General features: G+C 70.5%; 26 protein-coding genes. 15 read left to right on the forward strand and 11 right to left on the reverse strand.

From position 1 onward, the window contains the following. Nucleotides 1-256 precede the first annotated feature (256 nt). Nucleotides 257-1,246 carry a LuxR C-terminal-related transcriptional regulator gene (locus ACIPSA_RS17670; RefSeq protein ID WP_402635242.1) on the forward strand — a complete coding sequence of 330 codons (990 nt, stop codon included), beginning with the start codon at nucleotides 257-259 and terminating at the stop codon, nucleotides 1,244-1,246. 15 nt (nucleotides 1,247-1,261) lie between these two features. On the opposite strand, the gene ACIPSA_RS17675 is transcribed toward ACIPSA_RS17670, so the two are convergent. The 6 genes from ACIPSA_RS17675 to ACIPSA_RS17700 all read right to left on the reverse strand — a co-directional run bounded on the left by ACIPSA_RS17675 (nucleotide 1,262) and on the right by ACIPSA_RS17700 (nucleotide 7,399). Beyond that, the gene (locus tag ACIPSA_RS17675) at nucleotides 1,262-2,260 is read right to left on the reverse strand and encodes a DMT family transporter (protein WP_402635245.1); all 999 of its coding nucleotides are present in this window, start codon (nucleotides 2,258-2,260) and stop codon (nucleotides 1,262-1,264) included. 62 nt (nucleotides 2,261-2,322) lie between these two features. Beyond that, nucleotides 2,323-3,057, reverse strand: a complete 735-nt coding sequence (locus tag ACIPSA_RS17680) for a 2OG-Fe dioxygenase family protein (RefSeq protein ID WP_402635248.1) — start codon at nucleotides 3,055-3,057, stop codon at nucleotides 2,323-2,325. 105 nt (nucleotides 3,058-3,162) lie between these two features. After that, a complete protein-coding gene (locus ACIPSA_RS17685) occupies nucleotides 3,163-4,386 on the reverse strand; it encodes an argininosuccinate synthase-related protein (RefSeq protein WP_402635251.1) in 1,224 nt (407 codons plus the stop codon). Between the two features lie 109 nt (nucleotides 4,387-4,495). After that, a complete protein-coding gene (locus ACIPSA_RS17690) occupies nucleotides 4,496-4,696 on the reverse strand; it encodes a DUF397 domain-containing protein (protein WP_402635254.1) in 201 nt (66 codons plus the stop codon). A gap of 119 nt (nucleotides 4,697-4,815) precedes the next feature. After that, on the reverse strand, nucleotides 4,816-6,339 hold the full coding sequence (locus ACIPSA_RS17695) for a ricin-type beta-trefoil lectin domain protein (RefSeq protein ID WP_402635257.1): 1,524 nt from the start codon (nucleotides 6,337-6,339) through the stop codon (nucleotides 4,816-4,818). A gap of 184 nt (nucleotides 6,340-6,523) precedes the next feature. Further along, entirely contained in the window at nucleotides 6,524-7,399 is an 876-nt protein-coding gene (locus tag ACIPSA_RS17700; protein WP_402635260.1) for an RNA polymerase sigma factor SigF, read from the reverse strand. A gap of 250 nt (nucleotides 7,400-7,649) precedes the next feature. On the opposite strand from ACIPSA_RS17700, the gene ACIPSA_RS17705 reads away from it, so the two are divergent. The 6 genes from ACIPSA_RS17705 (at nucleotide 7,650) to ACIPSA_RS17730 (ending at nucleotide 13,033) form a co-directional block, all read left to right on the forward strand. Beyond that, the gene (locus ACIPSA_RS17705) at nucleotides 7,650-8,027 is read left to right on the forward strand and encodes an STAS domain-containing protein (protein ID WP_402635263.1); all 378 of its coding nucleotides are present in this window, start codon (nucleotides 7,650-7,652) and stop codon (nucleotides 8,025-8,027) included. A gap of 258 nt (nucleotides 8,028-8,285) precedes the next feature. Then, the gene (locus tag ACIPSA_RS17710) at nucleotides 8,286-8,780 is read left to right on the forward strand and encodes an ATP-binding protein (RefSeq protein WP_402635266.1); all 495 of its coding nucleotides are present in this window, start codon (nucleotides 8,286-8,288) and stop codon (nucleotides 8,778-8,780) included. A gap of 171 nt (nucleotides 8,781-8,951) precedes the next feature. After that, complete coding sequence (locus ACIPSA_RS17715) at nucleotides 8,952-9,662, forward strand: LPXTG cell wall anchor domain-containing protein (RefSeq protein ID WP_402635269.1); 711 nt, start codon at nucleotides 8,952-8,954, stop codon at nucleotides 9,660-9,662. Nucleotides 9,663-9,711: 49 nt separating this feature from the next. Beyond that, nucleotides 9,712-10,611, forward strand: coding sequence for a hypothetical protein (locus ACIPSA_RS17720; RefSeq protein ID WP_402635272.1), 900 nt, complete (start codon nucleotides 9,712-9,714; stop codon nucleotides 10,609-10,611). Then, entirely contained in the window at nucleotides 10,608-11,702 is a 1,095-nt protein-coding gene (locus ACIPSA_RS17725) for a hypothetical protein (protein WP_402635275.1), read from the forward strand. Before ACIPSA_RS17720 ends, ACIPSA_RS17725 begins: the two co-directional genes overlap by 4 nt. A gap of 74 nt (nucleotides 11,703-11,776) precedes the next feature. Further along, complete coding sequence (locus ACIPSA_RS17730) at nucleotides 11,777-13,033, forward strand: hypothetical protein (RefSeq protein ID WP_402635473.1); 1,257 nt, start codon at nucleotides 11,777-11,779, stop codon at nucleotides 13,031-13,033. 64 nt (nucleotides 13,034-13,097) lie between these two features. On the opposite strand, the gene ACIPSA_RS17735 is transcribed toward ACIPSA_RS17730, so the two are convergent. Beyond that, nucleotides 13,098-14,603, reverse strand: a complete 1,506-nt coding sequence (locus tag ACIPSA_RS17735; protein ID WP_402635278.1) for a peptide MFS transporter — start codon at nucleotides 14,601-14,603, stop codon at nucleotides 13,098-13,100. 494 nt (nucleotides 14,604-15,097) lie between these two features. On the opposite strand from ACIPSA_RS17735, the gene ACIPSA_RS17740 reads away from it, so the two are divergent. Both ACIPSA_RS17740 and ACIPSA_RS17745 read left to right on the forward strand, forming a co-directional pair. Then, complete coding sequence (locus ACIPSA_RS17740; protein WP_402635280.1) at nucleotides 15,098-15,775, forward strand: response regulator transcription factor; 678 nt, start codon at nucleotides 15,098-15,100, stop codon at nucleotides 15,773-15,775. 261 nt (nucleotides 15,776-16,036) lie between these two features. Next, entirely contained in the window at nucleotides 16,037-17,308 is a 1,272-nt protein-coding gene (locus ACIPSA_RS17745) for an ATP-binding protein (protein ID WP_402635283.1), read from the forward strand. A gap of 34 nt (nucleotides 17,309-17,342) precedes the next feature. Here ACIPSA_RS17745 and ACIPSA_RS17750 read toward each other — a convergent pair whose 3' ends face one another. Further along, a complete protein-coding gene (locus tag ACIPSA_RS17750; protein ID WP_402635286.1) occupies nucleotides 17,343-17,846 on the reverse strand; it encodes a GtrA family protein in 504 nt (167 codons plus the stop codon). Nucleotides 17,847-18,065: 219 nt separating this feature from the next. Between ACIPSA_RS17750 and ACIPSA_RS17755 the strand changes: the two genes are divergently transcribed. The 3 genes from ACIPSA_RS17755 to ACIPSA_RS17765 are packed head-to-tail and all read left to right on the forward strand — an operon-like array spanning nucleotide 18,066 to nucleotide 20,913. After that, the gene (locus ACIPSA_RS17755) at nucleotides 18,066-19,205 is read left to right on the forward strand and encodes a 5-(carboxyamino)imidazole ribonucleotide synthase (protein ID WP_402635289.1); all 1,140 of its coding nucleotides are present in this window, start codon (nucleotides 18,066-18,068) and stop codon (nucleotides 19,203-19,205) included. Further along, nucleotides 19,202-19,729, forward strand: a complete 528-nt coding sequence (purE, locus tag ACIPSA_RS17760; protein ID WP_402635292.1) for a 5-(carboxyamino)imidazole ribonucleotide mutase — start codon at nucleotides 19,202-19,204, stop codon at nucleotides 19,727-19,729. Before ACIPSA_RS17755 ends, purE begins: the two co-directional genes overlap by 4 nt. A 5-nt stretch (nucleotides 19,730-19,734) precedes the next feature. Next, nucleotides 19,735-20,913 (forward strand): dipeptidase, encoded by a 1,179-nt coding sequence (locus tag ACIPSA_RS17765; RefSeq protein WP_402635295.1) that lies wholly within the window; start codon nucleotides 19,735-19,737, stop codon nucleotides 20,911-20,913. 55 nt (nucleotides 20,914-20,968) lie between these two features. Here ACIPSA_RS17765 and ACIPSA_RS17770 read toward each other — a convergent pair whose 3' ends face one another. Next, nucleotides 20,969-21,337 carry a VOC family protein gene (locus ACIPSA_RS17770; RefSeq protein WP_402635298.1) on the reverse strand — a complete coding sequence of 123 codons (369 nt, stop codon included), beginning with the start codon at nucleotides 21,335-21,337 and terminating at the stop codon, nucleotides 20,969-20,971. Between the two features lie 148 nt (nucleotides 21,338-21,485). Here ACIPSA_RS17770 and ACIPSA_RS17775 point away from each other — a divergent pair, with 148 nt between their 5' ends. Further along, the gene (locus tag ACIPSA_RS17775) at nucleotides 21,486-21,992 is read left to right on the forward strand and encodes a CGNR zinc finger domain-containing protein (protein WP_402635301.1); all 507 of its coding nucleotides are present in this window, start codon (nucleotides 21,486-21,488) and stop codon (nucleotides 21,990-21,992) included. A 110-nt stretch (nucleotides 21,993-22,102) separates the two neighbouring features. Here ACIPSA_RS17775 and ACIPSA_RS17780 read toward each other — a convergent pair whose 3' ends face one another. Next, nucleotides 22,103-23,446, reverse strand: a complete 1,344-nt coding sequence (locus ACIPSA_RS17780; protein WP_402635304.1) for a UDP-glucose dehydrogenase family protein — start codon at nucleotides 23,444-23,446, stop codon at nucleotides 22,103-22,105. Nucleotides 23,447-23,646: 200 nt separating this feature from the next. On the opposite strand from ACIPSA_RS17780, the gene ACIPSA_RS17785 reads away from it, so the two are divergent. Further along, the gene (locus tag ACIPSA_RS17785) at nucleotides 23,647-24,804 is read left to right on the forward strand and encodes an acyl-CoA dehydrogenase (RefSeq protein ID WP_402635307.1); all 1,158 of its coding nucleotides are present in this window, start codon (nucleotides 23,647-23,649) and stop codon (nucleotides 24,802-24,804) included. An 84-nt stretch (nucleotides 24,805-24,888) separates the two neighbouring features. Then, on the forward strand, nucleotides 24,889-25,251 hold the full coding sequence (locus ACIPSA_RS17790) for a four-helix bundle copper-binding protein (protein WP_402635310.1): 363 nt from the start codon (nucleotides 24,889-24,891) through the stop codon (nucleotides 25,249-25,251). Nucleotides 25,252-25,316: 65 nt separating this feature from the next. Here ACIPSA_RS17790 and ACIPSA_RS17795 read toward each other — a convergent pair whose 3' ends face one another. Beyond that, complete coding sequence (locus ACIPSA_RS17795) at nucleotides 25,317-26,642, reverse strand: LCP family protein (protein ID WP_402635313.1); 1,326 nt, start codon at nucleotides 26,640-26,642, stop codon at nucleotides 25,317-25,319. Nucleotides 26,643-26,657: the final 15 nt, after the last annotated feature.

Consider the following 26,657-nt stretch of genomic DNA (forward strand, 5'->3'; position numbering starts at 1 on the left):
GAGTTGTAGGTGGGGTGTGAAGCCAGGATGTGGCGGACCGGTCACCGTCGGCTATGGCTGACGGGGTTCCGGGACCGGTCATGGCCAGGCCCGGACGGCTCGCAGGCGGCGGTCCGCTGTATCCACTGGCTGCCGCATGCGGGGTGCGCGTCCGGATGACGGACCACGTCTGGCCAGGTCAGGCGCGCCTTTCTAAGATCCATCCGGTGGCGGGCCGTGGACGGGTGCGCCAGAGCTGACCGGAATGGGGGGTTCCGTGGATGTGCGGGGGCGTGCCCAGGAGCTGTACCGCATCGCGCTCGACGACGCGGCCTGGTGTCCGGAGGCCGTGACGGGGGAGTACGGCTGGAGCGGCACCGATCTCGCCGAGGCGCTGCAACTCCTCACCCGGCTCAGGCTGTTCGTGCCGGCGCCGGACAACCACAACGGCTGGACGGCCCTGTCGCCCGGCACCGCCCTGCGCGATCTCCTGACGGAGGAGGAACGGAACACCGCCACGCTGCTCGCCGCCATACAGCAGACGCGGTCCGCGGTGGCGCGGGTGCTCGCGGACTTCCAGCCCGTGCACGCGCGCGAACTGCTCACCGTACGGATGGAAGTGGTCACCGGTGCCGCGAACGTCTCCGCCGCGCTGGAGGACGTGGGGCGGCGCGTCGAGGAGGAGGTGCTGTCGCTGCACCCCGGGCGCGCGCTGCCCGCCGAGATGGTGGAGGCGGGTCTGGAACGGGACCTGGCCGCGCTCGGGCGTGGGGTGCGGATGCGGACCGTGCATCTTGAGGCGGCGGCGGCCGTACCGCACATGGCGTCGTATCTGCGCAGGCTGAACGCGGCGGGGGCGCAGGTGCGCACCGCGCACACGCTGCCGCTGCGGCTGATCGTGGTGGACCGGGCGACGGCCATCGTGCCCGCGCCGCCGTCGGACGACGGCGAGATCGCCGCGGTGATCCTGCGGGGCGCGACGCTGGTCGGAGTGTTCCGGGAGATTTTCGAGCACAGCTGGGCGGCGGCGAACGTGCTGACGGACGCGGCGTCCGGCGCCGATGGGGAGTGGCGTCCCGAGGGCCGGCACCGCGAGGTGCTGCGGATGCTGGCGGGCGGACTCACCGACGAGGCGATGGCCCGCAAGCTCGGCATCTCCGAGCGCACGGTCCGCCGCCTCGTCTCCGAACTCACCGAACGCCTGGGCGCGGCAAGCCGCTTCCAGGCCGGTGCGTGCGCGGTACGGCTGGGCTGGCTGGACGACTGACGGGGGATTCCCGGCTCAGGTCCCCGTCGTAGCGGAAGAGGCGGCAGCGGCCTCTGGACTGGCGGAGCCCTGCGCGCCGACCGTCTCCGCACCGGCTGTGTCCGTACGCTCCCCCCGCTCCCGGTCGGCCACCGTCCGCCCCCACGCCGTACCGGCGAGGACCAGCACCGCTCCCACCAGCCCCAGCCACCCCGGCCGGTCTCCGGCCAGGGCGATGCCCGCGACCGCGGCCCACACCGGCTCGGTACCCAGCAGCAGGCTCACCCGGGACGGTGAGGTCCGCCGCACCGCCCACATCTGCACGAAGAAGGCGAACAACGTGCAGAACACCGACAGATACAGCAGCCCCAGCCAGTCCCCGGCCCCGAAGTCGGCCGCGGTGGCCCACGGCGCGGCGCCCGTTCCCGGCACCGCCGCCAGCAGGGCGAACACGACGACCGCGCCGCCGAGTTGGACCGTGGTCAGCGACAGTGCGTCCGCGCCGCGCACGGATTCCATGCGGGCCATGGCGAGGACGTGCACGGTACGGGCGACCGCGGCCCCGAGCATGAGCAGGTCACCGGTGGACGGTGCGGTGAACCCGGCCCCCTGGGTCAGCAGCGCCACGCCGAGCACCGACAGACCCGCGGCCGCCATGAAGGAACCCGGCAGCCGCACCCCCCGCACCCGGCTCTCGGCGAGCGGCGTGAACACCATGGTGAGGCTGATGATCAGCCCGGCGTTCGTCGCCGAGGTGTGCACCACGCCGTATGTCTCCAGCAGGAAGATCCCGGCGAGGATCAGCCCCAGCAGCCCCGCGCCGCGTATCTGTACGGCGCTCAGCGCGCGCAGCCGCCGCCACCCGGCGGCCACAAGCACGGGGAGCGCCACGGCGAAGCGCAGTACCAGTACGGCCAGTACGGTCTGCGCCGTGGTGATCCCCTTGGCGGCGAGGTAGCTGGAGCCCCACACCACCGCGACCAGCAAGACGGGAAGATCGGTCAGCCGGCCACTGCGGGCCGCGGTGACGCTCATGGGTACTCCTCTGGGAAACCTCTGCGAAGGCGTGGGGTGGTGGGCGAGTGGGCTGCGCCGCGTCAGCGCGCGGTGTAGGCGATCACCAGCACGTCGCGGTGGGCGGGCAGCTCCGGGTCCACCGGGCGCACCGGGGTCACCGAGTGCAGCGTGCGGCGGTCGTCGCCCAGCAGCAGGTCGCCGGGCTCGGACAGGGTAGTCGTGAGCAGGCGGGCGCCGGAGTCGGCGTAGACGCCGCTCTCGCCGCCGGTGACGTTGACGCGGTCGATCAGCAGCGAGGTGATGAAGGTGACGCCGTCGCGGTGGCGGCCCTCGGGCGCGGGCTGGCCCTCCTGCTCGGTGGAGGCGCTGATCCGGTACGGGTGCAGCTTGATGTTCCAGCGCCGGGTGCCATGGTCGTCGGCCTCGGTGAAGATCCGGCCGAGCGCTACCAGAACGGAGCGCAGCAGCGGGTCGGCGACGAAGGGCTCCGTCAGCGGATCGAAGAAGCGCTCGATTCCACCGTTGAGCGGATTGACGTCCGTCTCCTGCCGGTACGGAGCGTGCGGCAGCAGCGTCAGTTCGCCGGAGTCCGGGTTCAGATCGAACTGGCCGTAACGGCGGAAGCGGTACGTCCCCCCGTCGGCCATGTAGGTGTCCAGGGCCAGGTCGTTCCAGTGCGCGGCGAACCGGTCCCAGTCACCGGCGCCGACGCCGATCAGCGAGGACAGCGCGGCGGACGGCATCAGGTGCCCACCGGGTCCGGACAGGGCGGCGACGGCGTCGGTGGCGGCGGGGTGGGCGAGAGCAGTGGTCATCGTGGAACTCCGAATCTCCGTGCGTGCATGGGTAGAGGCGGGCGGGACGGTCAGCATCTGGTGGTGGGCAGGCTGGTCACGCGGCTGTGGGGAAGAGCGGACGGGTTACGCTGCCGCGCTGAGGTACGGGCCGGAGCGGAGCGTCGCGAAGGGCGCGGACTCGGCGGCGATCGCGTCCTCCTCCCACTCCTCCCGCGTGCGCAGGTACAGCGGCCGGCCGGCGGTGATGGAGCGGGTGTCGGCGCCTCCGGTGCGCAGCCGCCAGGTGACGCTGCCGCTGGTACGCCGGGCGCTGGTGTCGACGAACGACTGGGCAGCGAGCCGGAGTTCGCCGAACCAGCGACCCTCCAGAGCCTCGCGCACCCACACCTGCTCCAGGTGCCGCTTCTCGCGGATGAGTTCGGCGTCGAGGCAGGCGCTTTCGATGTGCCGGTAGGTGCTCAGCAGCAGCCAGGCGGCCGGCATCTCCCGGATCTCCAGGACCTTCTCGCCGTGGTCGAGGTGTTCGAGCCCCGAGTAGCGCCCCAGGCCGTACGCCCCGACGCGCAGGTTGAGTCGCTCGATGAGCTCGGTGAGCGGCAGGTGCCGGCCATCCAGCGCAACGGGGCGGCCGCGCTCGAAGGCGACGGTGAGGGTGTCCGAAGAGCCCGGTGCGGCGGTGGGCCGGCTCCACGCGTACATCTCCTCCGGCACCTCGTGCCGTTCGGGGTCGTCGAGGATGCCCGACTCGAACTCGCGGCACCACAGGTTGGAGTCGCCGCTCACGATCCGCCCGGCGAGCAGGTCCACTCCGGCGGCGCGCAGGGCGGTGAGCTTGTCGTCACGGGTGACGGGGTCGAGGTCGTACGGACTTCCGTACGCGCCCTCGTAGCCGAGCAGACGCAATGCGCCGTTGAGCCGGCGCAGGGTGTTCTGCGAGCGGTTGGCCGTGTGCAGGACGGCCTGGGCGCCCAGGGAACGCGCCAACTCCACCGCGCTGTGCGCGATGAGCGGACGGCTCAGCGTGGAACTCACCGGATGGATGCCGAGGTAGACGGCCTGTGCGGCGATGGCGGGGGCGACGTATCCCTCGGCGAACTCGGTACGCCGGTCGAGCAGGTGGATCTTCGCCCCGAGCGCCTCGGCCACCTGGCGTTTGTAGGTTGCGGACTCGTCCTCCCCGATGTCCACGCTCACCGCGTGCACGTCACGCAGCCCCATGCTGCGCAGCCTCAGCAGCAGATACGAGCTGTCGAGCCCCCCACTGAACAGGGTCACGACGGGCCGGTCGGGATCGAGCTCCGCGAGTTGGGAGAAGGAACGGACGATCGGCGCCGGAACGGTCTTCACAGCATCAGTTGTGGTCACGACCAGCAGACTTCCGTCCTGCCCGGCGCCGGACAACGGATCCCGTACGTCCGAGCCCGGCCATGTCCGGAGGCGGCCGTCCGGGCCGGGGTCAGCTGATCGTGGGGAACGGAGCTGCTTTCAGGCCGCGTATGAGGTGGGCCAGAGCGGCTGTTGTGGTGGTGAGTTCGGTGGCGGGGTCGTCGCTTTCGCGGAGGTGGAGGGTGGTGGGGGTGGCGGCGAGTTCGACGCAGGTGTTGCCCTCGCCACCGCCGGAGAACGTGGACTTCTGCCAGTGCAGGGCGTGGTCCATGGCGTGTCTCACAGCTCCTTCGTCAAGCGGTGGATGAGGCCCCGTGACGCTGCCGGCGTCAGCGATGCTTCTCCCACCTTATGAAGGAGCGTTCGGAGTCGGCGACAGACCCGACGCGGTCACCCCGCCCCCGCCCGCCACCGCTGCTCCGACCCCCCGCTCAACGACTCCAGTGACACCCCGTCGCCCCAGCTCGGCGTGACCGCCGTCCCGATGTCGATGTTCGGACGGATCACCCCGTCGGTGTCCACGGTGAAGCGGAGGTTCTGGCCGTTGGAGCCCCAGACCGAGTCGCAGGTCCAGATGCCGACGCCGCGGTCGGTGGAGCCGCGGCTGTCCAGGCAGAAGTCGGTGTCGGCGGAGTTCTGGAGGACGCCTCGGTAGGTGTCGACGCGCCAGCGCTGGGTGGGGGAGGACGTGCAGGGGGCCGTGACGACGTCGACGCCGTTGTCGAAGTAGCCGTCGCGGACGTCCAGGCAGCGGCCCGTGGCGACGTTCACCACCTGGGCGTAGGCGCTGCCCGGCGGCTGGGCCGGAGGGGGAGACGGGGTGGGGGTCGGTTTCGGTTTTGGCTTCGGCTTGGGGGACGGGGGCTTTTGGTGGCTTGGACTGGCCTTCGGGGAAGGGGACTTGGTCTTGGCCGGTGACGGGGATGCCGAGACCGTTGTCGTCGTCGTCACCGTGACCGGCGGGGTGGTGGGGGGTACCGTCGCCGCCGCCGAGCGCTGCTCCGGTGATCCCGTCGGGGACAGGAGGAGAACCAGCAGCGGGGTCAGGGCCACGCCCAGGGCGGCCGACGTCAGCAGCACACGGCGGGAGGGGCGCCGGCCCTGGTGGAGGGAGTGGGCGTTCAGGCGAGTGGGGGGCTCCTCGTCGTTCCTCACGTACGGTGTTCCCGCCCACGGCAGCAAGCCCTCCGCCAGCGTCTCCCTCGGCGCGTCCCGGAGGGCCGTCAGGTCCTCGTGGGCCGCCGTGCAGTGGGCGCAGCGCGCCATGTGCGCGTGCAGGTCGGCGCTGTACCGGGGGGTGTCCGGGCGTACCGCCTCCTCTATCAGGCGGCGGAAGTCGGCGCAGCGTGGGTCGTCGGAGGCGTTCAGTCGGGACCGCAGACAGGCCTTGGCCATGGACTGGAGGGCATGGGGGGTGTCGTAGAGGACGTCCTCGGGGCTGAGGCCGAGGTACGCGGCCGTCCTGTCCTCCCGTTCCCCTTCCACGATTCCGTACCAGACCAGGCCCTGGGTGCGGGAGGTGAGGGTGCGGAACGCGGCCAGCATCGGTGGGGTCGGGCCCGTGTTCAGGACCAGGAGGAGTCCGGGGTCCAGGCCGGCCGAGCGCTCGTCCCTCGCCCAGGATTCGGCCAGCCTCGCCGTCAGGAGCAGCAGTTGGTGGCGCAGCGGAACCTGTGGCTCCACGCCGCGTGCCGTCTCCCTGGCCGCCGTGGTGAGCACCTGCGCCGACAGTTGCCTGGCCGACAACTCGCTCGCCGTGCACAGGCGGGCGTAGGCGAGGGCCGAGGGGCCGTGGCGGCGACGGAGTTCCTGCAACGCCGCGTAGGCGGTCGACGTGCCGGCGCGCAGTTGCTCGGTCAGGCGCGCGTCCGGTGTCCTCGCGCCCTCGTCGTCGCCGTCGTCGGCCTGCGCCATTTCCGCGCCTCCTCGTACCCCGTGCACCCCGAGCGGCCGGTACGTCCCTTGCACGTACCAGCCGGTTTGGGGGTTCATAGTGGTGGAGGAGGTTCTCCGGCGAAAGATGTTTCCATGGGTAACCCATGAGGTGCCTGTGAAGCAGGAGGGCTTGCCGCCACGGCCTACGGCTCGCTTGCACGGCTCACTCCTCCAGCGTCAGCCCCTTGCGCAGTCGCACCAACGTCCGTGACAGCAGCCGCGACACATGCATCTGCGAGATGCCGAGCTCGTCGCCGATCTCCGACTGGGTCAGGCCCGCGACGAAGCGCAGGGCGAGGATCTTCCGGTCCCGGGACGGGAGTTCGGCGATCAGCGGCTTCAACGACTCGACGTACTCGATGCCTTCGATCCCGTGGTCCTCGTAGCCGATACGGTCCGCGAGCGCGCCCTCGGAGTCGTCCTCCTCGGGCTGGGCGTCCAGCGAGGAGGCGGTGTAGGCGTTGGACGCGGCCATGCCTTCGAGCACCTCGTCGTTCGAGATGCCGAGCCGCTCCGCCAGTTCCGGCACCGTCGGCGCGCGGTCCAGCCGCTGGGCCAGCTCGTCACCGGCCTTGGCCAGGTCGATCCGCAGTTCCTGCAGCCGGCGCGGGACGCGCACGGACCACGAGGTGTCGCGGAAGAAGCGCTTGATCTCGCCGATGATGGTCGGCATCGCGAAGGTCGGGAACTCGACGCCCCGGGAGAGTTCGAAGCGGTCGATCGCCTTGATCAGGCCGATGGTGCCGACCTGGATGATGTCCTCCATCGGCTCGCTGCGTGAGCGGAAGCGGGAGGCGGCGAACTTGACCAGCGCCAGGTTGAGTTCGACGAGGGTGTTGCGCACGTACGAGTATTCGTGCGTGCCTTCCTCCAGCGATTCGAGTCGCTCGAAGAGGGTCTTGGACAGGGCCCGCGCGTCCACCGGGCCGACCTCGTCGTACGGCGGGATCTCGGGGAGCCCGTCGATGGGATCCAGTTGTTCCGGAGGGGGTGTCGACGTCGCCGTCCGGGTGTGCGATGCGTCGAGCCGGGGTGACATGGGTGTCCTCCATGGTTCTCGGCATAAGGCTGCCGAAGCCGTGCGTGCACTGCGGTGTGCGGCGCCTCCAAAGCCGGCCGTGTCGGTTTGCGTGTCCCTACTAGCCCTACCCGCTTCCCCGAGCCCATCGCAAGTGCGTTTCACGGCGGTATGTCCGATGATGAGAGGTTGTTCGGGTGTCGGAGTGCGTGGCGAAGGCGTAGTGTTCGAGGACGTTGAGTAGGGCAGGCGCGACCTCGGGAGAGACGGCATGGACCGCGGGACGGTCGGCAGTGCACAGTCGGGCCGGCTACGAGTGGAGGTGCGGGAGGAGGGCTCCAGCGCCGTGGTGGCACCGGCGGGTGAGCTCGATCACCACACGGCCGATCTGCTGCGAGAGCCGCTCGACGACCTCCTCGGCAGGGGCTTCTCGCGGCTCGTCGTGGACTGCTCACGGCTTGAGTTCTGCGACTCCACGGGCCTGAACGTGCTGCTCGGGGCCCGCCTGAAGGCGGAGGCCGCCGGGGGTGGGGTGCATCTGGCGGCGATGCTGCCTGTCGTCGCTCGTGTGTTCGAGATCACGGGGGCGGATGCGGTCTTCACCGTGCACGACTCCCTTGAGGCGGCCCTGGCCGACGAGGCCGGCTGAGCCGCGCCGCGATCCGGTTGCGCCGAACAGACGGGTGTTCCGTCGGATCCGCCGGGCAGGAGAGATCCTGAGCCCCGTCGGGCCTCCGGGATGCCAACCCAGGTGCCGGTGCCATGGAACCGGCGAACGTCCCGCGTGCGACGTACGTACTGACCTGTACCGACCGGTACGGACTTCTTAATCGTGTGAATCACGTGAATCGTGTGAATCATGTGATCGTGAACTGGTGAATCGGTGAATCGGTGAGGTGAAGCGCTGATGAGCACCACCCGGCCCTGCTCGCCGGGCGACCGCGGCCCGGAGCCCAGTGGTGCTTCCGGGGCGTCCGAGGGGGAACTCCGGGGCCGTCAGGTCCGCAGGCTGCGTCTGGACGGCGAGAGCGGGGTCGTCCCGCTCGCCCGCGACTTCGCCCGCCAGGCGCTGTACGCGTGGGGCTGGCTGCCGGCCGCCGGCGCCGACCAGCGGGCCGCTGCCGAGGACGTGCTGCTCGTCGTCTCCGAGCTGGTCACCAACGCCTGTCTGCACGCCGAGGGCCCGGAGGAACTGTTCCTCGCCTGCGACAACAAGGTGATCCGCATAGAGGTCACCGACCGCGGCACCGGCCAGCCGGCCCCGCGCACCCCGCACCGCGCCGGGCGCCCCGGCGGCCACGGGATGTTCATAGTCCAGCGGCTGTGCCTGGACTGGGGGGTCGTACGGACACCGGGCGTGTCCGGCAAGACGGTCTGGGCCGAGCTGGCCGCTCCCGTGTAGACCCGCCGCACCCGCCGCACCCCGGGTTACCCAGGGTTACCTTCTCCACCCGAACCCCTTCTCGCGCACGCCGGATCGCCACAACTCCGGCGTGCTCCGTGTCTTCCTTCCTCACGGCCCCCGGCGTACCTTGACGGCCGATCTGATGTACCGTCAGGAATGGGGTGGACCGTGTCGTACCCGAAACGCACCGCCGCGCTCGTGTCCGCCGCGGCCCTGGCCGGGTCGGCGGTCCTGCTGGCCGCCCCGGCGGCCCACGCCGACGTCGTCGACGTCAACTACCACTGCAAGACGCCCATCGGTGACAAGAGCGCCGTCTCGCCCATCGACATCAAGGGCGTCAAGAGCGGCAGCGGCTACAAGATCACCATGTCGTGGCAGAAGGGCGTGTCCTCCAGCCCGGTCGAGCTGGGCAAGGGCGCCATGAACCCGAGCGCCACCATCGTGCTCGGCGGCGCCGACAACGGCACGCTGTCCGTGTCGGGCCCGGCCAACCAGGCCGCGATCCCGGCCAACACGCCCATCAAGATCAATGACTTGAGCGGCACCTACACGCCGAAGAAGTCCGGCAAGGTCACCTTCACGGCGGGGGTGCTCACCATCAAGGCACTCGGCACGACGACGACCTGCACGCCGGCCAACAGCCCCAAGCCGTCCCTGACCCTGGACGTGACGGCGGCCGGCGGCTCCTCCGGCTCCTCGGGTTCCTCGGGTTCCTCCGGTTCCTCGTCCCAGAGCAGCACCGACTCCGGCGGCCGGCTCCCGAAGACCGGCCCCGAGGACTCGGTCGTCGCCCTCGGCACGCTCGGCGGCACGGTCCTCCTCGCGGGCGCGGCGGGCGCGCTGTGGCTGACGCGGAGGAACCAGGCCGTACGCCGCTGAACCCCGGGTACGACCGCTGAACCCCCGGGTCCGACCGCTGGAGCCGCCGATGCCGTCCGCCGCCCGTGTCCTGAGCCTGTCCCTCCTGCCCGTCCTGGCCCTCCTGCCCGTGCTCGGAGCCCCTGGGGGATGGTCCGTCGCGCCCTCCGGCGGCGGACGCCCGTCCTTCTACGCCGAGGGCGCGCCCGGGACGGTCCAGCAGGACACGGTGGCCGTGACCAACCGCGGCGCGAGGCCGGTCACGGTACGGCTGCGCGGCACCGGCGTCCGCGTCACCTTCGCCGAGCCGAGCGTGCGCGTCCCCGCCCGCACCCGCGCCGACGTCCCGTTCACGGTGGCCGTCCCGACGGGGGCCGCGCCCGGCGACCGCACCGGGACCATCACCGCGCGGGACGGTGACGGCCGTACGGCGACGGTCCCGGTCCACCTCCGTGTCGTCGGCCCCGCGCTGTCCGCGCTCACCGTCGAGCACCTGGCCGTGCACGCCGACCGCATCACGTACGAGCTGGTCAACCGGGGCACGACGGTCCTCGTACCGACACTCGCGGTGCGCGCGGACGGGGTCTTCGGCCGGGTCCTGGAGCGCGCCCCGCGCACCCTGCCCGTCCGGCTGTCCCCGGGCCGCCGGCTGCGGCTCAGCGAGCCGTGGCACGACCGTCCGGCGCTGGACGCGGTCGACGTACGGCTGACCGTGACGGCCTCGGGCGGGGCACGGGGCGTGGCGAGCGCCTCGGTGCGGTTCGTGCCCTGGGGCGTGGTGGCAGGGGGGTCCGTCCTGGCGGCCGGGGCGGCCACGGCGGTCGTCGTACGGCGGCGCAGGCGCCGTACGGCCGGGGCCGAGGCCGAACCGCCGTGCGCGGAAGCGGCGGAAGCCGAACCGCCGTGCGCGGAAGCGGCGGAAGCCGAACCGCCGTGCGCGGAAGTCGAGTCGACGGGAGCGGTGACGTGAGCGGCAAGGTGCGGATCCCGGTGCTGGTGGCGGCGCTGGTGGCGGTGCTCGCGCTGCTCCCGCTGCCGCTCGCGGGCCCGGCGACGGCGGCGGACGGACCGACGGTGAAGCTCTCCAGGTCCCAGGCGGGAACCGGTGGTTCGGTCACCGTCAGCGGCAGTGGCTGGCGGCCGCACACGCTGCTGATGATGCTGGTCTGCGGGCAGGCCACCCCGTCCCGGGGAGTGATCGGCGGCACCAACTCCTGTGCCAACGGCGACGGCAGGGCCGTCACCACCGACGCCCGGGGCGGCTTCAGCAAGAAGCTGCCGGTCGCCGAGCCGCCGGTGCCGTGCCCGTGCGTGGTGCACGTCGCCACCGTGACGGGGGCGAGGGCCGATGCCGACGCGGTGCTCCAGGTCGCCGGGCACGCCGTCGAGCCGCTGCCTGCCGAGGCGTCCGGCGGACGGCTGTCCGTCCTGACCGACACCCGGCTGGAGGGAGCGAGCGGTCTGCTGACGTGGTTCGGCGCCCCGCCCTCGCGCACGCTGGTCTTCACCGTCGGCAACGCCGGCTCCTCCGCCATCAAGAACCCCGTCTTCCAGGTCGGTACCTCGCACGGCGTGTTCGCGCCGCAGTGGGACGACCAGCAGTGGCGCGGCACCCTCGGGCCCGGCAAGAAGGCGCGGATCAGGCTGCCCGTCGAGCTCGCGGCCGGGGCCCACGGCGACTACACCGTCTCCCTCAAGTACGGCGGCAAGGTCCTCGCCGAGCAGCCGTGGGGCGTGGGCCGGCCCTGGGGCGTGACCCTGTTCTGGATCCTGGTCTGCCTGGTCGTACCGGCCGCGGTGTTCCGCGCCGGGATGGCGGTGGTGGAGCGGGTACGGCCGCGCAGGGCGGGCGGCGGAGCCCGCGGCCGGGGACGGCGCCTGCCCCGGTTGCCCCGGCGTCTCCCGGGGTTCGGCGCCCCGGGCAGCGAGCCCACCCCGACTTCGACCCTGCCGTGGTTCACCCCGGACTCCGATCCGGGCACGGCGGCCGGTCGGCTCTCCGCACCGCACGACGACAGCCCGACGAGTCCTACGACTCCCACCACGAAGGGACCAACGTGAGCATGCGAAGGAGAGTCACACCGGCCGGCCGGCCCGGCGGCGTACGGAGGGCGGGCGCGGCGGGGGCCGTGCTGGTGCTGGGCGGGGCGGGACTCCTGCTGGGTATGGTCGCCACACCCGCCCAGGCCGCCGAGGTGTCGTTCGCGACGCACTGTGTGCCGCCCGCGGGCATCGACCCCGTCGACGGCACCACCAAGGTCGAGATCACCGCGCCGGCCACGGCGAAGGTGGGCGACACGGTCGACGTGGTGTGGAAGTTCGTGCAGGCCGCGTCGAAGAACCCGAACATCATCGACCTGCCCGCGAACTCCGTCCAGCCGTCCGGCACCCTCAAGGCGGCCGGCGCGCAGACCGCCGACATAGCGATGCAGGGACCGCGGGAGAACCCGGCGATTCCCAAGGGCGGCGCCATGGTGCTGTCCGACATGAAGGGCACCCTGAAGCTCACGGCGCCCGGTGAGGTGGCGCTGACGCCGGACGCGTACACCGTCAATGCCCTGTCGACCGACACCAAGTGCACGCCGACGCAGACCGTGCAGAAGGCGGCGACCATCGAGGTGTCGGCGGGGGGCGGGAGTTCGTCGAGTACGACGCCGACGTCGACCACCTCGGCCACACAGTCGGCGACGCCCACGCAGACGAGCACCTCCAGCGCGTCCGCCTCCGCGTCGTCGAGTGCGAGCGCGAGCCCGAGTGACGGCACCGGCCAGACCGACTTCCCCGGCAAGGAGGTCCAGGTCCCCTACGCCTGCAAGACGCCCATCGGCGACAAGAACGCGACCTCGCCGGTGCAGATCAACGCCAAGAAGGACGGCGGGAGTTTCGACCTCACCGTGCAGTTCAAGAAGTCGGTGATGAACAGCCCGGCCGACATCCCGAAGGACTCCGTGAAGCCGTCGATGGAGGTGGTCCTGGGCGGCGCGGACAAGGGCACGGTGCATGTCGAGGGCCCGACGAACTCCTCCGCCATCAAGTCCGGCGACCCGATCGAGATCCCGGACCTGACCGGCACCTACAAGCCGGGCGCGAGCGGCTCCTCGAGCCTCTCCCCGGGCGTACTGACGATCAAGGCCCTGGGCACGACGACGACGTGCACCCCGACGAAGACGGAGGTCTCGCTCACCCTGGACACCAGCGAACAGGCGAGCGGCGCGTCCGGCGGCTCGTCGACGTCGGGAGGCTCCTCGTCCGGCAGCAGCGGCAGCGGCGGCCTGGCCGAGACCGGTTCGGGCGACCACGGCGCGCTCAAGGCCCTCGGCCTGGTGGCGGGCACGGCGATCCTGCTGGGAGCGGCGGTGTTCACGTTCATGCCGGGACGGCGCACGCGCTGAAACGCCCGGAGGGCCGTCGCATCCGCGAGGATGCGACGGCCCTCCGTAGAGCCCGGGACGTACGTCAGTGAACGTCGCCCATCAGCTTCTTGACCTTGCCGCGGTACATCCACACCGCGACACCGGCGAGGACGGCGAGTATGGCCTCCAGGGCCACGAAGCCCTTCGTGTCGAGGTTGACGCCGCCGACGGCGGGGTTGGACAGCAGGGCCGTGACCGAGTCGCCCGCGGTGACCGCGAGGAACCACACGCCCATCATCTGGGAGGCGTACTTGACCGGTGCCATCTTCGTGGTGACCGACAGACCCACCGGAGACAGCGTCAGCTCACCGATCGTCTGGACGAAGTAGATCGCGACGATCCACATCGCCGCGGCCTTGTGGCCGCCACCGGCGATCGACAGCGGAACGAGGAAGAGGAAGAACGACGCACCGATCAGGACGAGACCGATCGCGAACTTCACGGCCGTGCTCGGCTCCTTGTCACGCCGGTTCAGCCACAGCCACAGCCAGGCGAAGACCGGCGCCGCGGCCATGATCATGACCGGGTTGACCGACTGGTACCAGGAGACCGGGAACTCCCAGCCGAAGACGCTGTTGTCGGCCGACGAGTCGGCGAAGATCGACAGGGTCGTGGCGCCCTGGTCGTAGATCATCCAGAAGACGGCCGCGGCCACGAAGAACCAGATGTACGCCGAAACCCGCGACTGCTCGGCGGAGTCCAGGTCCCGGTCCCGCTTGATGCGGGCGATGACCACTATCGGAACGATCAGACCGATGATGGTGAGCGGGATCATGGCCCAGTTGAGCGTGAAGTGGCCGCTGAAGCCGACGACGCCGTAGAAGACCACGGCGACGGCCAGCCAGACCAGGCCCTTGCGCAGGGTGGCGGACTTCTCCGCGGCGGACATCGGCGTCGGAACGACGCTGCTGCGCTCGCTCAGGTGGCGGGTGCCGAGCAGGTACTGGGCCAGGCCCAGCGCCATGCCGAGCGCGGCCAGCGCGAAGCCCAGGTGCCAGTTGACCTTCTCACCGACGGTGCCGATGATCAGCGGCGCGGCGAAGGCGCCCGTGTTGATGCCGACGTAGAAGACGGTGAAGCCACCGTCGCGGCGCGGGTCGCTCGGGCCGTCGTAGAGGTGGCCGACCATCGTCGAGATGTTGGCCTTCAGCAGGCCCGAACCGAGGGCCACCAGGGCGAGACCGACGTAGAAGATGCCGGGCACCGGCACGGCCAGGGTGATGTGGCCGAGCATGATGATCACACCCGCGACGGCGACCGTCTTGCGGGGGCCGAGCACGCGGTCCGCGAACCAGCCGCCGGGAAGGGCGAGCAGGTACACCAGCGACACGTACACCGAGGCGATCGTGATCGCGGTGCCGTCGCTGAGGTGGAGGCCGTTGTCGGCCACCAGGTACAGCGGGAGCAGAGCCTTCATGCCGTAGTAGGAGAACCGCTCCCACATCTCGGTCATGAAGAGGGTGGCCAGTCCGCGGGGGTGGCCGAAGAAGGTCTTCTCGGAACCGGGGGTGCCCGGATGGACCGAGTCCTTCGTCAGGCTGGACGCCATGTCGTTCCTTGCTGGTCGGGACGCGCTGCTGGAGCGTTGCGCGCCCGGTGGGGGGAGTGCGGCCGGCACCGGCGGGTCGGTCCGTCCACCCCACGCCCAAGGGGAGTCCACCCCGGATCGCGGGGCGGCGGACGGCGACCACCGGGATCCACGCCCCGCGACGCGTAGGTGCGTTCGGAGCCCGGCCAGAGGTCATTCCTTTCAAGGCCGACGGAGAGCCGGCCCGCACACAAAAGAGACCTTCAGCGTCAATGTCCGCCAAAGGTCACCGGTGTACTACAGGCGTTCACGGTCACTTTACGTCAGGACACTGCCGGATATGGAAGGACTTGAGACGCGGATCACAGGTGTCACAGGAACTTCACACCCGGTTTCGAAGGTCTCTCCTACGGTCGCACCTATCGGCCATAGGTTCGTACCACTGTGCCCCAAGGTAAGAATCCCGCCAGCCGATCACACCCCAGCACCGCGCGCGGGCGGACTACCATCACCTCATGACCCGTGTACTGCTCGCCGAGGACGACGCGTCCATCTCGGAGCCGCTGGCCCGTGCCCTGCGCCGGGAAGGTTACGAGGTCGAGGTGCGCGAGGACGGCCCCACCGCGCTCGACGCCGGAATGCAGGGCGGCGTCGACCTGGTCGTGCTGGACCTGGGCCTGCCCGGCATGGACGGCCTGGAGGTCGCCCGCCGGCTGCGTGCCGAAGGCCACACCGTGCCCATCCTCATCCTGACCGCCCGCGCCGACGAGGTGGACACCGTCGTCGGTCTCGACGCGGGCGCCGACGACTACGTCACCAAGCCCTTCCGGCTCGCCGAACTGCTCGCCCGTGTCCGGGCCCTGCTCCGGCGCGGCGCCTCCGAGCCGCAGCAGCCGCCGGCGACGCACGGCGTGCGCATCGACGTCGAGTCGCACCGCGCGTGGATGGGTGACGAGGAACTCCAGCTCACCGCGAAGGAGTTCGACCTCCTGCGGGTCCTGGTGCGCGACGCGGGCCGGGTCGTCACGCGGGACCAGCTCATGCGCGAGGTCTGGGACACGACGTGGTGGTCCTCGACCAAGACGTTGGACATGCACATCTCGTGGCTGCGGAAGAAGCTCGGCGATGACGCGGCCAATCCCCGGTACATCGCGACCGTGCGCGGGGTCGGGTTCCGTTTCGAGAAGAGCTAGACGCTGCCGCTGGGCGTGGCCGACCATGCGCGTCACGCCGTCACGCCGTCACGCCGTTGCGGCTTGTGCGGCGGCGCGGCCGCGGGCCGTCGGGGCTGGTCGCTCCCCCAAGTTCTCGGCTTCGCTCGAACAGGGGGACCCCCATCGCGGCGGAGCCGCATATCGACGCGGCCCCGCGCCCCTCGGGGCGCTGCCCCGGACCGGTGTGTCCGGATGCCCGGGGCACACTGGTCGTCGTAAAGCCATCGCCCGGAGGGCCCCGTGCGTCGTCGTCTCATTCAGTCCACCCTCGCGGTCGTGCTCGTCGTCATCGCCGTCTTCGGCGTCTCCCTCGTCATCGTCGAAACCCGCACCATCAGCAACAGCGCCCAGGAACGGGTGGACTCCGAGGCCGTGCGCCTGGCCAGCATCGTCGACAGCCGGATCCTCGGCGCGGAGAACGTCAACGCCGAGATACTGCGCGACCAGGTCGCCGCGGGCCAGTACGCGGTGATCCGTCTCCCCGGCAAGGCGCCGATCGAGATCGGCACCAAGCCGGAGGGCGACGTCATCCACGCCAGCCAGCAGGGCGAGGAGGGCGATACGGTCACCGTCCAGGAGCCGCGCTCGTCGGTGACCCGCGAGGTCGGCCGGACGCTGCTGATCATCGGGGCGGTGGCGCTGCTCGCGGTGATCGCCGCGGTGCTCCTGGCCGTACGCCAGGCCAACCGCCTCGCCTCCCCCCTCACCGATCTCGCGGAGACCGCCGAGCGCCTCGGCTCCGGCGACCCGCGCCCCCGGTACAAGCGGTACGGCGTCCCCGAGCTCGACCGGGTCGCCGACGTCCTGGACTCCTCGGCCGAGCGCATCGGCCGCATGCTGACGGCGGAGCGGCGACTGGCCGCGGACGCCTCCCACCAGCTGCGTACGCCGCTCACGGCGCTTTCGATGCGCCTGGAGGAGATCACCCTCACCGACGACCCGGACACGGTGAAGGAGGAGGCGAACGTCGCGCTGACGCAGGTGGAGCGGCTGACGGACGTGGTGGAGCGACTGCTGACGAACGCCCGTGACCCGCGCACCGGCTCCGCCGTCTCCTTCGACCTCGACGAGGTCATCCAGCAGCAGCTCGCCGAGTGGCGCCCCGCCTACCGCAGCGCGGGCCGCGCGATCGTCAGCTCCGGCAAGCGGCATCTGCGGGCCGTCGGCACTCCGGGCGCGGTGGCCCAGGTCCTGGCGGCGCTGATCGAGAACTCCCTCATGCACGGTGGCGGCACGGTGGCGCTGCGCACGCGCGTCACCGGGAACCAGGCCGTCGTGGAAGTGACCGACGAAGGCCCCGGAGTCCCGGCCGACCTCGGAGCCCGGATCTTCGAGCGGACCATCAGCGGGCGGAATTCCACGGGCATCGGCCTGGCGGTGGCCCGCGACCTGGCAGAGGCCGACGGCGGCCGCCTGGAGCTGCTCCAGGCCCAGCCGCCGGTGTTCGGCCTGTTCCTGTCCCGCACACCTCCGCTCAGGAAGACGGACGAGGAGCGGCCGACGGTCCGCTGAGACGGGTCCGGTGGGTCCGGCAGTCCGGCAGGCCCTACGGGACCCGCTGGGTGGCCCGTCTCGGAGCGGGACCCTCTTCGAGGAACGCCTCCGCGCTGGCGACGGCCTCCCGGGCCGGGAGCGTCTTGAAGACCCAGGTCCGGTAGGACCAGAAGCGGAAGAGCGTCGCGATGCCGATGCCGAGGAACTTGAAGACGTTGCTCTGCAGCGGGCTGTCCCAGCCGAAGCCGTACGTCGCCGCGTACAGCACGCCGTTCTCGATCACCAGGCCGACCACGCTGAACAGCAGGAACAGGGTGAGTTCCTTGGTGCGGCCGCCCTTGTCACGGTCCCGGTACGTCCAGTAACGGAAGCCGATGTAGTTGAAGACGATCGCGACGACGGTCGCGATCACGCTCGCCCGGACGACCGGCAGGTCGGTGACGTGCCGTACCAGGTTGAACACACCGAGATTGACAAGAAGTCCCGCGCCGCCGACGGCGCCGAACTTCGCGACCTCGCGTACGAGTCTTTGCAGCCCCGAGGAACGATGTTCCATGGTCGTGCAGGCCCCCGTCCGTAGGTTTCTTTCGGCCCAGCCATGCTAACCACCCACGTTCGGACTTTCCTGTGGACGGGCTCACAGGTCGGAAACAGCTTGGAAAGAGCCAGGGAAAAGCCAGGGAAAAGCCGGGCAAGAGCCGGCGAAACCGAGGGCGGGAAGCCCGCCCGGAGGCGTGGAATCCGGCCGTGGTGGCTCGGCCGATACCCTAGGGGCGTGACGTTCCCGGTAGTCGGCATGGTCGGCGGAGGCCAGCTCGCTCGTATGACACACGAGGCGGGCATCCCGTTGGGCATCAGGTTCAAGCTCCTCAGTGACACCCCTCAGGATTCCGCGGCACAGGTCGTGAGCGATGTCGTCATCGGCGACTACCGCGACCTGGAGACGCTGCGTGCCTTCGCGCGGGGCTGCGACGTGATCACCTTCGATCACGAACACGTACCCACCGAGCACCTGCGGGCCCTGGAGGCGGACGGCATCCCCGTGCGCCCCGGCCCGGACGCGCTCGTGCACGCCCAGGACAAGGGCGTGATGCGCGCGAAGCTCGACGCGATCGGTGTGCCGTGCCCGCGGCACCGGATCGTGGCCGATCCCGAGGACGTCGTCCGCTTCGCGGCCGAGGGCGACGGCTTCCCGGTCGTCCTCAAGACCGTCCGCGGCGGCTACGACGGCAAGGGCGTGTGGGTCGTGGAGTCCGCCGAGGAGGCCAACGACCCGTTCCGGGCCGGTGTGCCCGTCCTCGCCGAGGAGAAGGTCGACTACGTTCGCGAGCTCGCCGCCAACGTCGTACGCTCCCCGCACGGCCAGGCCGTCGCCTACCCGGTGGTCGAGTCCCAGCAGGTGAACGGCGTCTGTGACACGGTCATCGCGCCCGCCCCCGACCTCGACCCGGTTCTCGCGCTGCAGGCCGAGGAGATGGCCCTGACCATCGCCAAGGAACTCGGCGTCGTCGGCCACCTCGCCGTGGAGCTGTTCCAGACCCGCGACGGCCGCATCCTCGTCAACGAGCTGGCGATGCGCCCGCACAACTCGGGCCACTGGACCCAGGACGGCGCGATCACCAGCCAGTTCGCCAACCACGTACGGGCCGTGCTCGACCTCCCTCTCGGCGACCCGCGCCCCCGCGCCAAGTGGACCGTCATGGTCAACGTCCTCGGCGGCGACTACCCGGACATGTACTCCGCGTACCTGCACTGCATGGCCCGCGACCCCCAGCTCAAGATCCACATGTACGGCAAGGACGTGAAGCCCGGCCGTAAGGTCGGCCACGTCAACACCTACGGCGACGACCTGGACGACGTGCTGGAGCGCGCCCGTCACGCTGCCGGCTACCTGAGAGGCACCATCACCGAATGAGCCCAGTTGTAGGCATCGTCATGGGGTCGGACTCCGACTGGCCCGTCATGGAAGCCGCCGCCCAGGCCCTCGACGAGTTCGAGATCGAGTACGAGGTCGACGTCGTCTCCGCGCACCGCATGCCCCGCGAGATGATCTCGTACGGCGAGCACGCGGCGGACCGCGGCCTGAAGGTGATCATCGCGGGCGCGGGCGGCGCCGCCCACCTGCCCGGCATGCTCGCCTCGGTCACCCCGCTGCCGGTCATCGGCGTCCCGGTCCCGCTGAAGTACCTCGACGGCATGGACTCCCTGATGTCGATCGTGCAGATGCCGGCCGGTGTCCCCGTCGCCACGGTCTCCGTCGGCGGTGCCCGCAACGCGGGTCTCCTCGCGGCCCGCATCCTCGCCACGCACGACGAGGAACTGCTCGGCCGCATGCGGGAGTTCCAGCAGGAGCTGAACGACCAGGCCACCGAGAAGGGCAAGCGCCTGCGGGCCAAGGTCGAGGGACCGAGCGGCTTCGGCTTCGGCTCGGGGAAGTGACGCGGATGGCTTCGCTGGAGGAAGCCCGGGAACTCCTGCGCGAGTTCCCCGTCGTCGACGGCCACAACGACCTCCCCTGGGCGCTGCGCGAACAGGTCCGCTACGACCTCGACGCCCGCGACATCGCCGCCCACCAGAACGCCCATCTGCACACCGACATCCCGCGGCTGCGCGAGGGTGGGGTCGGGGCGCAGTACTGGTCGGTGTTCGTGCGCTCGGACCTGCCGGACGCGGTGCCGTCCACGCTGGAACAGATCGACTGCGTACGGCAGTTGCTCGCGCGCTACCCGGAGGACCTGGCGCCCGCGCTGACCGCCGCCGACATGGAGGCCGCGCGCGGTGAGGGCCGTATCGCCTCCCTCATGGGCGCGGAGGGCGGCCACTCGATCGCCAACTCCCTGGGCACACTGCGCGGCCTGTACGGCCTCGGCGTCCGCTACATGACCCTCACCCACAACGACAACAACGCGTGGGCGGACTCGGCGACGGACGAGCCGAACGTCGGCGGCCTGTCGGCCTTCGGCCGTGAGGTCGTGCGGGAGATGAACCGCCTCGGCATGCTCGTCGACCTCTCCCACGTGGCGGCGACGACCATGCGGGCCGCGCTGGACACCACGTCGGCGCCGGTGATCTTCTCCCACTCCTCGGCCCGTGCCGTGTGCGACCACCCGCGCAACATCCCGGACGACGTGCTGGAGCGCCTGCCGGCGAACGGCGGCGTCGCGATGGTGACGTTCGTGCCGAAGTTCGTGCTCCAGGCGGCGGTCGACTGGACGCTGGCGGCGGACGACAACATGCGCGCGCACGGCTTCCACCACCTCGACACCACCCCCGAGGCCATGAAGGTGCACCGCGCCTTCGAGGAGAGCAACCCGCGCCCGATCGCCACGGTGTCGACGGTCGCCGACCACCTCGACCACATGCGCGAGGTCGCCGGCATCGACCACCTCGGCATCGGCGGCGACTACGACGGCACGGCCTTCACCCCCGACGGCCTGAACGACGTCTCCGGCTACCCCAACCTCGTGGCCGAACTCCTGGACCGCGGCTGGTCCAGGCCCGACCTCGCCAAGCTGACCTGGCAGAACGCGGTACGGGTCCTGGGCGCGGCGGAGGACGTGGCACGGGACCTCCGGACGACCCGCGCGCCGTCCAACGCGACGATCGAGACGCTCGACGGCTGATCGCCGGGGGTGGGGCGGCCGATGCGACCGGCCGCCCCGCCCCCGCCGCTGTCCCCTACGGCCGCTCGATCCGGCACAGGCAGAAGGGGTGCCCGGCCGGGTCCGCGTACACACGCCAGGTGCGTGAGCGGTCCTCCGCGTCCAGCGGTGTCGCGCCCAGCTCGAGCACCCCCTTCTCCGCCGCGTCCAGGTCCTCCACGACCAGGTCCAGATGGAACTGCTGCGAGTCCTCCGGCGCGGGCCACTTCGGCGGTACGAACCCGGGCGCGGCCTGGAACGCCAGCGCCTGCCCGCCGGGCACCTTCAGGTCGGCCCACTCCCCGTCACCCTCGACGGTGCCGCCCAGCACCCCGGCGTAGAAACCGGCGAGCGCGCGCGGGTCGGGACAGTCAAGGACGACGACGCCCAGTTCGGCGAGAGCCATGACTCCTCCTCGAAATCCGGGTCACCCACAGACGTGTTACCTGTAGAAGCGGGTAACCAGTAACCGTTACCGCATGCTCCCGCATGGGAGGTAACGTCGCAAGGGAATTCCCGGAAGGTAGCGTCGAGGCCATGAGTGAGAGACGGCCATGAGTGAGAGATCGCCCGCCCCCGGGGGCCTGGCCCTGGTCGAGTCCCTGGTGAACACGCTCGACATCGAGTCCGGCGGCGACTCGCTCGACACGCCGGACGGCCGTGCCCGCTTCGGGCTCGCGGAGAACGAACTGCCGGGTGCCCGTGAACTGCGCGAGTCACTGCGTGCCGTGCTGCTCGCGCACGCCGGCCACCCGCCGCACCGCGAGGTCACCCCGCTCGGCGAGCTGCTGGCCCGCGCCCCGCTCCGCGTGGCGGTCGACGAGCGGGACGGCTCGGCCGCCCTCGCCCCCGCCGACGGCGCCACGCTGCTCTCCCGGGTCGCCGGAGCCGTGGCGGAAGCGCTCGTGGCGGGCACCTGGACCCGGCTCAAGGCCTGCGAGACCGTGACCTGTCATTGGGCGTACTACGACCGCAGTCCGGCCGGCCGCGGCCGATGGTGCTCGATGCAGGTGTGCGGGGCGCGCGCGAAGATGCGCCGGTACCGGGCCAAGGAGCGGTAACCCACAGCTGGTTCATCGGTCATCACGCGGTCGCGTGGTGCAGAATGCAACAAGACGCCGGTTCGGCCGACTGAGCCTCGGCCGAACCGGCGTCGCCTGTTTCCGGGATCTCATGCGGTCGGACGCCCCATCGCCCGGTACGTCCATCCGGCCCGCCGCCACAGCTCCGGGTCGAGGGCGTTGCGCCCGTCGAGGATCACCCGGTCCGCCGCGACCTCGCCCAGCGCCGCCGGGTCCAGCTCACGGAACTCCCGCCACTCGGTCAGGTGCAGCACGACGTCGGCGCCCCGGACGGCGGCGAGCGCGGAGTCGGCGTACCCCAGCGTCGGGAAGAGGCGGCGGGCGTTGTCCATGCCCTTCGGGTCGTACACCGTGACCTGGCCGCCCTGGAGGTGAATCTGGCCCGCGACGTTGAGGGCGGGCGAGTCCCGGACGTCGTCCGAGTCGGGCTTGAAGGCGGCGCCGAGGACCGCGACCCGCTTGCCCAGGAACGATCCGCCGCCCAGCGCCTCCCGGGCCATCTCGACCATCTGGCCGCGGCGCCGCATGTTGATGGAGTCGATCTCGCGCAGGAAGGTCAGCGCCTGGTCCGCCCCCAGCTCGCCCGCCCGCGCCATGAAGGCCCGGATGTCCTTGGGCAGACAGCCACCGCCGAAGCCGATCCCGGCGCGCAGGAACTTCTTCCCGATCCGGTCGTCGTACCCGATGGCCTCGGCCAGCTTGGCGACGTCGCCGCCGGCGGCCTCGCACACCTCCGCCATGGCGTTGATGAAGGAGATCTTCGTGGCCAGGAAGGAGTTCGCGGCGGTCTTCACCAGCTCGGCGGTCGGGAAGTCGGTCACCACGAACGGCGTGCCCTCGCCGACCGGCGTCGCGTACACCTCGCGCAGCAGCTTCTCGGCGCGCTCACTGCGCACGCCCACCACGATCCGGTCGGGGTGGAGCGTGTCCTCGACGGCGAAGCCCTCGCGCAGGAACTCCGGGTTCCAGGCCAGCTCGGCATCGGCGCCGGCGGGCGCGTGCTCGGCCAGACAGGCGGCCAGCCGCTCGGCGGACCCGACCGGCACGGTGGACTTGCCGACGACCAGGGCGGGGCCGGTCAGGTGCGGTGCGAGGGAGGCGAAGGCGGCGTCGACGTACGTCATGTCGGCCGCGTACTCCCCGTGCCGCTGCGGGGTGTTGACGCACACGAAGTGGACGTCACCGAATTCCGCGACCTCGGCCCAGTCCATGGTGAACCGGAGCCGCCCCGAGGATCCCTCCAGGCCCGCGACATGCTTCCTCAGCAGCTCTTCGAGGCCGGGCTCGTACATTGGGACCTCGCCCCGCTGCAGCATGGCGATCTTCTCGGGAACGACGTCCAGACCCAGTACTTCGAACCCCAGCTCGGCCATGGCCGCGGCGTGCGTGGCGCCGAGGTAGCCGGTACCGATCACGGTGATCTTGAGGCTCATGGGTGCTCCAGGAGGGGTACGTCATTCGGTGCGCTGCTGCGCGGGCCCGAGCATAGTCGGGGCATGTCCGCGTGCTTCCGGGGGCAACTTCATCGTTGTCGCCAAGGTCACGTAGGCGTGCCGTGAGCGGCCCCCTAAAATTTGAGTTACTTAACGGTAATTAGCGTCAGTATCACTGCGTCTTTGGAGCGTGAGAGACCTTGGCCGGATCGGCTGACTTCGACCTGTACCGCCCCGCCGAGGAGCACGACATGCTCCGCGACGCCGTCCGCTCCCTGTCTGAGGCGAAGATCGCGCCTTACGCCGCGGCGGTGGACGAGGAAGCCCGCTTCCCGCAGGAGGCCCTGGACGCCCTGGTCGCAGGCGACCTGCACGCCGTGCACGTACCCGAGGAGTACGGCGGCGCGGGCGCGGACGCCCTGGCCACGGTGATAGTGATCGAGGAAGTGGCGCGCGTCTGCGTGTCCTCCTCCCTCATCCCCGCGGTGAACAAACTGGGTTCGCTCCCGGTGATCCTCTCCGGTTCCGAGGACCTGAAGAAGAGGTACCTGTCGCCCCTGGCCAAGGGCGACGCGATGTTCTCGTACTGCCTCTCCGAGCCGGAGGCGGGCTCGGACGCGGCCGGCATGACGACGAAGGCGGTCCGCGACGGCGACCACTACGTCCTCAACGGTGTGAAGCGCTGGATCACCAACGCGGGTGTCTCCGAGTACTACACGGTCATGGCCGTGACCGACCCGTCCAAGCGCTCGAAGGGCATCTCGGCCTTCGTCGTCGAGAAGTCGGACGAGGGTGTCTCCTTCGGTGCCCCGGAGAAGAAGCTCGGCATCAAGGGCTCCCCGACCCGCGAGGTCTACTTCGACAACGTCCGCATCCCCGCCGACCGCATCATCGGCGAGGAGGGCACAGGCTTCGCGACCGCGATGAAGACCCTCGACCACACCCGCATCACCATCGCCGCCCAGGCACTCGGTGTCGCCCAGGGCGCCTTCGACTACGCCAAGGGCTACGTCCAGGAGCGCAAGCAGTTCGGCAAGCCGATCGCCGACTTCCAGGGCATCCAGTTCATGCTCGCCGACATGGCCATGAAGATCGAGGCCGCCCGCCAGCTGACCTACGCGGCCGCCGCCAAGTCCGAGCGCGGCGACAGCGACCTCACCTTCGCGGGCGCGGCGGCCAAGTGCTTCGCCTCGGACGTGGCCATGGAGGTCACCACCGACGCGGTCCAGCTCCTCGGCGGCTACGGCTACACGCGGGACTACCCGGTGGAGCGGATGATGCGCGACGCGAAGATCACCCAGATCTATGAGGGAACGAACCAGGTCCAGCGAATCGTCATGGCGCGCAATCTGCCGTAGCACGAATGGCACTACTTGGCGGTCGGGCGTAGGACGGAAGCACACGGGGCCCGCCCAGGGTCCCTCTCCCTCTCAGGAGGAGCCATGAACCAGCCCGGAACCATGAGCGCCATGAGCAAGGAGATGCAGGACTGCGTCGAGGCGTGCATGTCCTGCCACAACATCTGCGAGGAGACCATGAGCTCCTGCATGCAGATGGGCGGCCAGGCCCAGATGCAGGTCATGCGCGCGCTCATGGACTGCTCCGAAATGACCCGGATGTGTGCGGACATGATGATGCGCCGCTCGCCGATGTCCGCCGAGATGTGTGCGATGTGTGCCAAGGCGTGCGACATGTGCGCCGAGGCGTGTATGGCCATGCCGGACGACCCACAGATGATGCGCTGTGCGGAGGCGTGTCGCCGCTGCGCCGAGATGTGCCGGACGATGGCGGGCGCGCGTATGTGACTCCCGCCGGACAACGCTCAAGGGCACCCCACGGGGTGCCCTTGAGTATGTGCGGCCGGTACCGCCTAGTTGCTGGAGACCGTGACCGGGTCGTCGTTCTTCAACTCGTCCACCAGGGTCTTCACCTTCGCCTTGTCCCAGACGAGGTTGCCGCCCGAGGAACCGGAGATCGGCATGTTCATGGACTTGCCCTCACCGCCGCTGACGCTCTTCATCGCCCAGAACATCGACGCCAGGTCCCACAGGCTCATGTCCTTGTCGACGGTCAGGGAGTCCAGGCCGGCGCCCATGGTCGGGTAGAACTTGAAGGGGTTCAGGACCGTCGACGGGGTGGCCACCTGGTGGGCCAGGGCCGACAGGAACTTCTGCTGGTTCTTCGTGCGCTGGAGGTCGCTCGCCGCGAAGGCGTGCCGGGTGCGGACGAAGGCCAGCGCCTCCTCGCCGTTCAGCGTCTGCTTGCCCGCCTTGAAGTTCGCGCCCGAGTACTTGTCCTTGAAGCCCTTGTCGATGTTGATCTCGACGCCGCCGACCGCGTCGACGATGCTCGCGAAACCGGCGAAGCCGATCTCGACGTAGTGGTCTATGTGCAGGCCGGTGTTGTACTCGACCGTGCGCACGAGGAGCGTCGGGCCGTCGAACGCGTACGCCGCGTTCAGCTTGTTCGTACCGAGCGGACCCTTGATCTTGCCGGACTCCGAGCCCTGGAACTTCGGGATCGTGACGTTGGAGTCGCGCGGCAGCGAGATCAGCGTGTCGCCGCTGTCGCCGACGTGCAGGATCATCATCGAGTCGGTGCGCTGGCCCTCGGCGGAACCGGTGTGCAGCTTCTTCTTGTCCGCGGCCGTCATGCCTTTGCGGCTGTCGGAGCCGACGATCAGGTAGTTCGTGCCCTCGCCCGCCTCCGGCCGGTCGATGACCTTCGACAGGTCGACGTCGCGGTGGAGCTTGGAGTCGGCCCAGAAGTAGGTCGCCACGGATGTGACGACCAGCACGGTGGCGAGGGTGATCGCCGTCCACTTGATGCGGCGCCGCCAGTTCGGCCGCGGGCGGTAGCGTCCGACGTCCGGGTCCTGGTCGTTGTCGTTGGGAACGAAGCCGCCGCCCCGGCCGCCACCGCCGCCGCCGTACACCTGGCCGGTGTTGTAGCCGCTGTCGTAGTCGCCGTAGCCGTCGTCCTGTCCCTGGCCGTACGACGGCTGCTGCGGGACGCCGGCGCCGTACGGCGGTGCCGACGGGCCTCCGTTGCCGTACCCGCCCTGCCCGGGCGGAGTCGCCGGGCCGCGCTGTACCTGGCGCATCACGCGGGCGCCCTCAGGCTGCGCGTTGGCGCTTCCGCGTCCGTACCGGTTGCCGCGGTTCTCGTCGGACCATGCCTCGGGCCAATCGTTCATGGGCCCCAGTGTGCA

The sequence above is a fragment of the Streptomyces sp. NPDC086549 genome (genome assembly GCF_044746205.1).
Taxonomy (GTDB): Bacteria; Actinomycetota; Actinomycetes; order Streptomycetales; family Streptomycetaceae; genus Streptomyces.